We start from the raw sequence: 9,906 nt of genomic DNA, 5'->3' as shown, positions 1-9,906 counted from the left end.
CGGCATGTTCGATTTCAACGTCGGCTTCATCACCAGCGCGGTACTCGCCGTCGTCTTCCTCGCATTGGGCGCATACGTCCAATACGGCAACGGCGAAGCCGTACAAATGAAAGGCGGCCAATACGTCGGCCAGCTCATCAGCATGTACACCTCCCACCATCGGCGGCTGGTCGCGCCCCCTGGTCGGCTTCATCGCCTTTGCCTGTATGTTCGGCACCACCATCACCGTCATCGACGGCTACGCCCGCGCCGTTGCCGAATCCGTCCGCCTCGTACGCGGGCGCGACCGCTTCCGCACACTCGAACTTTTCGGCTGGATCGCCTGGATTTCCTGCACCGGCCTCGCCCTGATTTTATGGTTTGACAGCGCACTGGCCGAACTCCTGAAATTCGCCATGATCTCCGCCTTCCTCGCCGCCCCCGTATTCGCCTGGCTCAACTACCGGCTGGTGCGCCATGACGACAAACACAAAATCACGCCCGCCATGAACGCCCTCTCGCTGGCAGGCCTCGCCTACCTCATCGGCTTCGCCGTACTGTTCGTCTTAAACTACGCCGGCATACTGGCCTGAAAAAACAGCTTTCCGCCGCGCACACATTGGCCGAAAGTCCGGACAGCCGGCCGGCAAACGCAAACCGCCTGCGCCGCTGTACGGCAGCCTGCGCCAAAGGCCGTCTGAAACCGATTTTCAGACGGCCTGTTTTGTACTCCGACTCCCATGAATCAAAAGTAGGGTGTGTCGCCCAAAGGCGACGCACGCACCCCCATCGTTTGCAGGCCGTCTGAAATCTGCCATGCCGTTTTGCTTAGCCAATATCCTATTTTCAGACGGCCTGTTTTATATTCCGACTCCCATGAATCAAAAGTAGGGTGTGTCGCCCAAAGGCGACGCACGCGCTCCCCATCGTTTGCAGGCCGTCTGAAATCTGCCATGCCGTTTTGCTTAGCCAATATCCTGTTTTCAGACGGCCTGTTGCTCTTTCAATCCATTTAGCAGGAGCCAATCCATAGCAAACAAGAAACGCGTGCGTCGCTGCGCTACACACCCCACTTGCGGCATTGGGACGGTATAAAAAACAGGAGGCCGTCTGAAAGCGCAAAACCACAGCTTTCAGACGGCCTTATATCCCGTCTTCCAATTGACGCACAAACAGCCACGACCGCACGTGCCGACGCGCCGCACCCTGCCTAAACGGCAGAGGCCGTCTGAAAAAAGATTTTTCAGACGGCCTCCCGTATGTATGTCATGCGTGATATACGCCGTTTACGACGGACGCTGCGTCAGCACCCAGCTTTGGATGGTACGCGCGTCGTTTACGCGCGTGGTGGTGGTGGGCGAGTTGAGCAGGACGATGGTAACGGGTTCGCTGCCGATTCTGGCTTTGACTACCATCGAGCGGCCGGGATTCGCGGATATAGCCCCGTTTTCTGCAATTCGATGTCCCAAGTGCCTTCCGCGCACCAGGGTGTTGGAGTTTTTTAAAGTTCTGCTGCCTGCCCGCACTGGTGTACACCGAGCCGTAAGTAGACGTGCTGTTGCTGCGGGATTTGCGGATATTTGGCGGCAGCGGCAACCATTTTGCTCAAATCGCCGGCTGTGGAAACATTGCGGTAATCGAGGCCGGTCGGTTCGTAAAAGCGGCTGTCCGCCATGCCCAAACTCTGGGCTTTGGCATTCATCGCGGCAACAAATGCGTCCATACCGCCCGGATAGGTGCGCCCGAGCGCGTGTGTGGCGCGGTTTTCACTCGACATCAGGCTCAGGTGCAGGAGCTCGGCGCGTGTCAGTTGCGTGCCGATGGAAAGACGGCTGCCGGTGCCTTTGATGCGGTCGATTTCATCTGCGGTAATCGTGATGACTTCGTTCATGTTCAGCCGCGCATCCAGCACAACCATGGCCGACATCAGCTTGGAAATCGAAGCTATCGGCATAACTCTATTCATGTTTTTCTGATACAGCACTTCACCTGTACGGTTGTTCATAATCAGGGCAGATTGGGAGGAAAGCAGCGGCCCGGCAATTGCGGCCTGCGCTTCGAGCATATCGATCGGATTGTTGGCAATGAATGTCCCCAAAGGGTCTTGCTCGGTAGGAAGGTTTTGTTGCAGAAATTGGCCGAGTACGTCTATGTCGTCGGCACAAACAGGCTGGGAGAATAAAAACAGGCCGCAAAAAACAGCGGCGGCTTTCTTGTAATATGAAATTTGAAACATGGGAAAATCCGTAAAACGTCGGTTGGCAGGGTGTTTTTTGGCGAAAGGCCGTCTGAATAAACCATGCGACGCGCAAAGCGCATTCCGCACGGCAGTAAAAATTTTTTATTCCGCTTCATTGTGTTAGCAGCAGAAATTTTGCATATTGTCGGTTAAAGTAAGGTTTTCTGTAAAGCCTGAGGGCAAATTTTTGCATGAGTTTTCATTTTCCCGCGCCGTGTTTCCGGTAGGTTTCGGGACAAGCCCGCTGAAAGGCCGTCTGAAAAACGCGGGAATACCGCAGGCCGTAGCTTCATTTGTCTGTTTCACTATATAATCGCCGCTTTTTTCAGACGGCCTGTCCGTTGCCATCATAGGGTAGAATCCATGACTACAGAAAACCGCCACTGCTCCTTTTGCGGCAAGTCCGAACAGGAAGTAAAACACCTGATTGAAGGAGAATCCGATGCGTGCATCTGCAACGAATGCGTGGAAACCTGCGGCGTAATGCTGAATACGGACGAGCCGCCGCCTTCAAGCCCGGACAGCACGTCCGACAACAAACTCCCCTCCCCCGCAGAAATCGTAGCCAACCTCAACGATCATGTTATCGGCCAGGAACAGGCGAAAAAGGCTCTCGCTGTGGCCGTGTACAACCATTACAAACGCCTGCGCCACCCGAAAGCCTCGGACAATGTCGAGCTGTCGAAATCCAATATTCTGCTTGTCGGCCCGACCGGATCGGGAAAAACCCTGCTGGCACAATCTTTGGCACGCAAGTTGGATGTACCGTTTGTCATGGCCGATGCCACCACGCTTACCGAAGCGGGCTATGTCGGCGAAGATGTGGAGCAGATTATTACCAAGCTCTTGGGAAAATGCGATTTCGACGTAGAAAAAGCACAGCGCGGCATTGTTTACATTGATGAAATAGACAAGATCTCACGCAAAAGCGACAACCCTTCCATTACCCGTGACGTATCCGGCGAAGGCGTGCAGCAGGCATTGCTGAAACTAATCGAAGGAACTGTAGCCAGCGTTCCCCCGCAAGGCGGACGCAAACACCCAAACCAGGATTTTATCCAAGTCGATACTACCAATATCCTGTTTGTCTGCGGCGGCGCATTTGCCGGTTTGGAAAAAGTGATCCGCCAACGTACTGAAAAAGGCGGTATCGGCTTTGGCGCATCGGTTCACAGCAAAGACGAAAATGCCGACATCAGCGAATTATTTGCAATCATCGAACCCGAAGATTTAATCAAATTCGGCCTTATTCCGGAACTGATCGGCCGCCTTCCCGTTATTGCCACATTGTCCGAATTGGATGAAGATGCCCTAGTCAATATTCTGACCGAACCCAAAACGCTTTGGTAAAACAGTATCAGGCTCTAATCCGCATGGAAGGCGCAGAACTCGAATTTGAAGAAGCAGCCCTGCGCAGTATCGCCAAACTGGCGATGACCCGAAAAACAGGTGCGCGCGGCCTGCGCTCAATAGTCGAACGCGCCCTGCTCGAAACAATGTACCGCCTGCCGGAACTGCCCCAAATAAAAAAAGTGGTTGTTACAGCAGAAGTAATCGAAGGAAAACGATCACCTCTACTGCTTACCGAAGACGGCAAAGAATATGCTATTGCCGCCGATTCGACCTGTTAGCAATTTCTTGCCTAAACCAACTTAGATTTAGTACAAACTCAATCATTCTACAGTTTGAGAAACTGACATACTTCCAACCGAAATTTAACCGTTTTAGCTGCAAAAAACGTGGCAACTTTGGTTTTTTGAAACCAACTTAACGGCAACATACTTTCCTTACTTCCGATAGAGCAACTTCTTTGACGGGGTGCCGGCAGGCCGTTGTGCCGGATTACGGGGCAGGTTGGAGGCGCAGTAAAACCGGCCGGCAGTATTTGGTCTGCCGGCCGGTTTTGTCTTTACGGTATGGTGTTATGCGCTTTTACGGTTTTTTGGCGGCCGGGACGGCGGCCTGTGCCGGTTTTGCCGGTTTGGCGGCGGGAGCCGCACCAACCGTTGCCTGATCCTTCAATTTGCCCAAAATACCGTCGCCTATTCCTTTGACCTTTTTCAAATCGTCCACCGATTTGAACGCACCGTTTTCCTTACGGTAATCCACAATCGCCTGCGCCTTCGCCTGACCGATACCCGGCAGGGCCTTCAACTCCTCCGCTGTGGCCGTATTGATGTTGACTGCAGCCGAAACCAAAGCCGCTGCGGCATACGCCAAAAGACCGAACAAAGATTTTTTCAGATTCATCACTCACCTTTCAATCAAAATAAAAAAACGAGAGCCATCATAATCAAGAACCCGTATCAGGCAAGCCTGTCTCACCGACCCCGGTTTGCTTCCGTCCCTGCACGCAAACAAAAACCCCGCCGTTAAAGGGCGGGGTTTGCAATAAGTGCCTGGCAGTGACCTACTTTCACATGGGAATCCACACTATCATCGGCGCTGGTTCGTTTCACTGTCCTGTTCGGGATGGGAAGGAGTGGGACCAAACCGCTATGGCCGCCAGACTAAAACTGTCAAATCGGTAAAGCCGGGGTCGGAAGGCATCTGCCTGTCCAACCGCAATCAACTGTGATGAAATATATCGGAACAAGTCCTATGTAGGCTTTGTCATCAAAGGATACAAAGTCCTTCAAATGATAGAGTCAAGCCTCACGAGCAATTAGTATCGGTCAGCTTCACGCGTTACCGCGCTTCCACACCCGACCTATCAACGTCCTGGTCTCGAACGGCTCTTTAGGAGGATTAAATCCTCAGGGAAGTCTCATCTTCAGGCGAGTTTCGCGCTTAGATGCTTTCAGCGCTTATCTCTTCCGAACTTAGCTACCCGGCGATGCGACTGGCGTCACAACCGGTACACCAGAGGTTCGTCCACTCCGGTCCTCTCGTACTAGGAGCAGCCCCCGTCAAACTTCCAACGCCCACTGCAGATAGGGACCAAACTGTCTCACGACGTTTTAAACCCAGCTCACGTACCACTTTAAATGGCGAACAGCCATACCCTTGGGACCGACTACAGCCCCAGGATGTGATGAGCCGACATCGAGGTGCCAAACTCCGCCGTCGATATGGACTCTTGGGCGGAATCAGCCTGTTATCCCCGGAGTACCTTTTATCCGTTGAGCGATGGCCCTTCCATTCAGAACCACCGGATCACTATGTCCTGCTTTCGCACCTGCTCGACTTGTCGGTCTCGCAGTTAAGCTACCTTTTGCCATTGCACTATCAGTCCGATTTCCGACCGGACCTAGGTAACCTTCGAACTCCTCCGTTACTCTTTGGGAGGAGACCGCCCCAGTCAAACTGCCTACCATGCACGGTCCCCGACCCGGATTACGGGTCTGGGTTAGAACCTCAAAGTCACCAGGGTGGTATTTCAAGGACGGCTCCACAAGAACTGGCGTTCCTGCTTCTAAGCCTCCCACCTATCCTACACAAGTGACTTCAAAGTCCAATGCAAAGCTACAGTAAAGGTTCACGGGGTCTTTCCGTCTAGCAGCGGGTAGATTGCATCTTCACAACCACTTCAACTTCGCTGAGTCTCGGGAGGAGACAGTGTGGCCATCGTTACGCCATTCGTGCGGGTCGGAACTTACCCGACAAGGAATTTCGCTACCTTAGGACCGTTATAGTTACGGCCGCCGTTTACTGGGGCTTCGATCCGATGCGCTAACATCTTCAATTAACCTTCCAGCACCGGGCAGGCGTCACACCCTATACGTCCACTTTCGTGTTAGCAGAGTGCTGTGTTTTTAATAAACAGTCGCAGCCACCGATTCTCTGCGACCCTCCTATGCTTACGGAGCAAGTCCTTAACATTAGAGGGTATACCTTCTCCCGAAGTTACGGTATCAATTTGCCGAGTTCCTTCTCCCGAGTTCTCTCAAGCGCCTTAGAATTCTCATCCTGCCCACCTGTGTCGGTTTGCGGTACGGTTCTGATTCAACTGAAGCTTAGTGGCTTTTCCTGGAAGCGTGGTATCGGTTACTTCGTGTCCGTAGACACTCGTTATCACTTCTCGGTGTTAAAAAGACCCGGATTTGCCTAAGTCTTACACCTACCGGCTTGAACAAACTATTCCAACAGTTTGCTAACCTAACCTTCTCCGTCCCCACATCGCATTGAATCAAAGTACGGGAATATTAACCCGTTTCCCATCGACTACGCATTTCTGCCTCGCCTTAGGGGCCGACTCACCCTACGCCGATGAACGTTGCGTAGGAAACCTTGGGCTTTCGGCGAGCGGGCTTTTCACCCGCTTTATCGCTACTCATGTCAACATTCGCACTTCTGATACCTCCAGCATACCTTACGATACACCTTCTTCGGCCTACAGAACGCTCCCCTACCATGCCTTGCGGCATCCGCGGCTTCGGTTACAGATTTGAGCCCCGTTACATCTTCCGCGCAGGACGACTCGACCAGTGAGCTATTACGCTTTCTTTAAATGATGGCTGCTTCTAAGCCAACATCCTGGCTGTCTGGGCCTTCCCACTTCGTTTACCACTTAATCTGTCATTTGGGACCTTAGCCGGCGGTCTGGGTTGTTTCCCTCTTGACAACGGACGTTAGCACCCGCTGTCTGTCTCCCGAGGAACCACTTGATGGTATTCTTAGTTTGCCATGGGTTGGTAAGTCGCAATGACCCCCTAGCCATAACAGTGCTTTACCCCCATCAGTGTCTAGCTCGAGGCACTACCTAAATAGTTTTCGGGGAGAACCAGCTATCTCCGAGTTTGTTTAGCCTTTCACCCCTATCCACAGCTCATCCCCGCATTTTGCAACATGCGTGGGTTCGGACCTCCAGTACCTGTTACGGCACCTTCATCCTGGCCATGGATAGATCACTCGGTTTCGGGTCTACACCCAGCAACTAGTCGCCCTATTAAGACTCGGTTTCCCTACGCCTCCCCTATCCGGTTAAGCTCGCTACTGAATGTAAGTCGTTGACCCATTATACAAAAGGTACGCAGTCACCCCTTACAGGGCTCCCACTGTTTGTATGCATCAGGTTTCAGGTTCTATTTCACTCCCCTCCCGGGGTTCTTTTCGCCTTTCCCTCACGGTACTGGTTCACTATCGGTCGATGATGAGTATTTAGCCTTGGAGGATGGTCCCCCCATCTTCAGACAGGATTTCTCGTGTCCCGCCCTACTTGTCGTATACCTAGTACCACCAACGAAATTTCGAATACGGGACTATCACCCACTATGGTCAAGCTTCCCAGCTTGTTCTTCTATCTCATCGGCTATCGTATACAGGCTCCTCCGCGTTCGCTCGCCACTACTTGCGGAATCTCGGTTGATTTCTTTTCCTCCGGGTACTTAGATGGTTCAGTTCTCCGGGTTCGCTTCTCTTGTCCTATGTATTCAAACAAGGATACCGTACAGAATACGGTGGGTTTCCCCATTCGGACATCACCGGATCATAGCTTTATTGCCAGCTCCCCGATGCTTTTCGCAGGCTTACACGTCCTTCGTCGCCTATCATCGCCAAGGCATCCACCTGATGCACTTATTCACTTGACTCTATCATTTGAAGTACCTTTCTGACTTCGGTGCTTTGCCGTTGACTAACTCGGCACCTTCAGGCCTCTACTTTGATACAGCCTACTGCTTGTTGTGTCCCGATCCTGCCTTTTGTGCTTCAGAATCGGGTCGATACAATCACCACCCAAATTTTACCGTCTGATTCTTTGATGCTTAAACCATGATTGCAACAATGATTTAAACCAAATCAAACGACTTTGTCTTTGTTTGTTGATTTCGGCTTTCCAATTTGTTAAAGATCAATGCGTTGTTTTCGCAAATTAAAACAGTCTGTCTTTCTTTCAGACTGCTTTGATTTGGGAAATCCTGGTGGAGGCAAACGGGATCGAACCGATGACCCCCTGCTTGCAAAGCAGGTGCTCTACCAACTGAGCTATGCCCCCAGTCTAGCTTGGTGGGTCTGGTAGGACTTGAACCTACGACCCCACGCTTATCAAGCGTGTGCTCTAACCACCTGAGCTACAAACCCTTTGTAACGCTCTCTACGATTACCGATAAGTGTGGATGCACCCGCCCCTTTCTCTAGAAAGGAGGTGATCCAGCCGCAGGTTCCCCTACGGCTACCTTGTTACGACTTCACCCCAGTCATGAAGCATACCGTGGCAAGCGGCCTCCTTGCGGTTAGCCTACCTGCTTCTGGTATCCCCCACTCCCATGGTGTGACGGGCGGTGTGTACAAGACCCGGGAACGTATTCACCGCAGTATGCTGACCTGCGATTACTAGCGATTCCGACTTCATGCACTCGAGTTGCAGAGTGCAATCCGGACTACGATCGGTTTTGTGGGATTGGCTCCGCCTCGCGGCTTGGCTACCCTCTGTACCGACCATTGTATGACGTGTGAAGCCCTGGTCATAAGGGCCATGAGGACTTGACGTCATCCCCACCTTCCTCCGGTTTGTCACCGGCAGTCTCATTAGAGTGCCCAACTTAATGATGGCAACTAATGACAAGGGTTGCGCTCGTTGCGGGACTTAACCCAACATCTCACGACACGAGCTGACGACAGCCATGCAGCACCTGTGTTACGGCTCCCGAAGGCACCCTTCCGTCTCTGGAAGGTTCCGTACATGTCAAGACCAGGTAAGGTTCTTCGCGTTGCATCGAATTAATCCACATCATCCACCGCTTGTGCGGGTCCCCGTCAATTCCTTTGAGTTTTAATCTTGCGACCGTACTCCCCAGGCGGTCGATTTCACGCGTTAGCTACGCTACTAAGCAATCAAGTTGCCCAACAGCTAATCGACATCGTTTAGGGCGTGGACTACCAGGGTATCTAATCCTGTTTGCTACCCACGCTTTCGGGCATGAACGTCAGTGTTATCCCAGGGGGCTGCCTTCGCCATCGGTATTCCTCCACATCTCTACGCATTTCACTGCTACACGTGGAATTCTACCCCCCTCTGACACACTCTAGCCTGCCAGTTCAGAACGCAGTTCCCAGGTTGAGCCCGGGGATTTCACATCCTGCTTAACAAACCGTCTGCGCCCGCTTTACGCCCAGTAATTCCGATTAACGCTCGCACCCTACGTATTACCGCGGCTGCTGGCACGTAGTTAGCCGGTGCTTATTCTTCAGGTACCGTCATAAGTTCATGGTATTAGCACAAACCCTTTCTTCCCTAACAAAAGTCCTTTACAACCCGAAGGCCTTCTTCAGACACGCGGCATGGCTGGATCAGGCTTGCGCCCATTGTCCAAAATTCCCCACTGCTGCCTCCCGTAGGAGTCTGGGCCGTGTCTCAGTCCCAGTGTGGCGGATCGTCCTCTCAGACCCGCTACTGATCGTCGCCTTGGTAGGCCTTTACCCCACCAACTAGCTAATCAGACATCGGCCGCTCGGATAACGCGAGGCCCAAAGGTCCCCCGCTTTCCCCCTCAGGGAATATGCGGTATTAGCCTTCCTTTCGGAAAGTTATCCCCCATTATCCGGTACGTTCCGATGCATTACTCACCCGTTCGCCACTCGCCGGCAGTAGTGCAAGCACTACCCCGCTGCCGTCCGACTTGCATGTGTAAAGCATGCCGCCAGCGTTCAATCTGAGCCAGGATCAAACTCTTATGTTCAATCTCTAACTTACTTAACTTCTGGTCCGCTTCAAAGAAACCGACAGGAAATAAAAATATTCCTTGTCT

Annotated in this window: 2 protein-coding genes, 2 tRNA genes, 3 rRNA genes and 3 pseudogenes; 2 read left to right on the top strand and 8 right to left on the bottom strand. The window is 52.5% G+C overall.

Annotated elements, in window-relative coordinates; genetic code table 11:
- Positions 1-572 (top strand): annotated as a pseudogene (locus DYE40_RS06335) (divalent metal cation transporter); the annotation flags it as partial.
- Positions 573-724: 152 nt separating this feature from the next.
- Here DYE40_RS06335 and DYE40_RS12275 read toward each other — a convergent pair.
- Together DYE40_RS12275 and DYE40_RS06330 are read right to left on the bottom strand one after the other, a co-directional pair.
- Positions 725-952, bottom strand: a complete 228-nt coding sequence (locus DYE40_RS12275) for a hypothetical protein (protein WP_147286563.1) — start codon at positions 950-952, stop codon at positions 725-727.
- Between the two features lie 313 nt (positions 953-1,265).
- A pseudogene (locus DYE40_RS06330) lies at positions 1,266-2,215 on the bottom strand (serine hydrolase).
- 366 nt (positions 2,216-2,581) lie between these two features.
- Here DYE40_RS06330 and clpX point away from each other — a divergent pair.
- Positions 2,582-3,849, top strand: a pseudogene (gene clpX / locus DYE40_RS06320) (ATP-dependent Clp protease ATP-binding subunit ClpX).
- 301 nt (positions 3,850-4,150) lie between these two features.
- Here the strand turns inward: clpX and DYE40_RS06315 are convergent.
- From DYE40_RS06315 to DYE40_RS06290, 6 genes are all read right to left on the bottom strand, one after another.
- Positions 4,151-4,468 carry a ComEA family DNA-binding protein gene (locus DYE40_RS06315; protein WP_115307676.1) on the bottom strand — a complete coding sequence of 106 codons (318 nt, stop codon included), beginning with the start codon at positions 4,466-4,468 and terminating at the stop codon, positions 4,151-4,153.
- A gap of 147 nt (positions 4,469-4,615) precedes the next feature.
- A 5S ribosomal RNA gene (rrf, locus tag DYE40_RS06310) occupies positions 4,616-4,728 on the bottom strand.
- A gap of 134 nt (positions 4,729-4,862) precedes the next feature.
- A 23S ribosomal RNA gene (locus DYE40_RS06305) occupies positions 4,863-7,749 on the bottom strand.
- A 328-nt stretch (positions 7,750-8,077) separates the two neighbouring features.
- Positions 8,078-8,153 (bottom strand) — tRNA-Ala (locus DYE40_RS06300).
- A gap of 9 nt (positions 8,154-8,162) precedes the next feature.
- Positions 8,163-8,239 (bottom strand) — tRNA-Ile (locus DYE40_RS06295).
- Between the two features lie 57 nt (positions 8,240-8,296).
- A 16S ribosomal RNA gene (locus tag DYE40_RS06290) occupies positions 8,297-9,837 on the bottom strand.
- Together the 16S, 23S and 5S rRNA genes with 2 tRNA genes alongside form the textbook arrangement of a ribosomal RNA operon.
- Between the last annotated feature and the right edge of the window lie 69 nt (positions 9,838-9,906).

Origin of the sequence: Kingella potus (genome assembly GCF_900451175.1) — a bacterium.
Taxonomy (GTDB): domain Bacteria; phylum Pseudomonadota; class Gammaproteobacteria; order Burkholderiales; family Neisseriaceae; genus Neisseria; species Neisseria potus.
The sequence above is the reverse complement of the archived record's forward strand: the minus strand, read 5'-3'. Positions and strand labels throughout refer to the sequence as shown.

Excerpts from the sequence above, each read along its gene's own strand:
- DYE40_RS06315 (WP_115307676.1), bottom strand. The coding sequence starts at position 4,468 with ATGAATCTGAAAAAATCTTTGTTCGGTCTTTTGGCGTATGCCGCAGCG.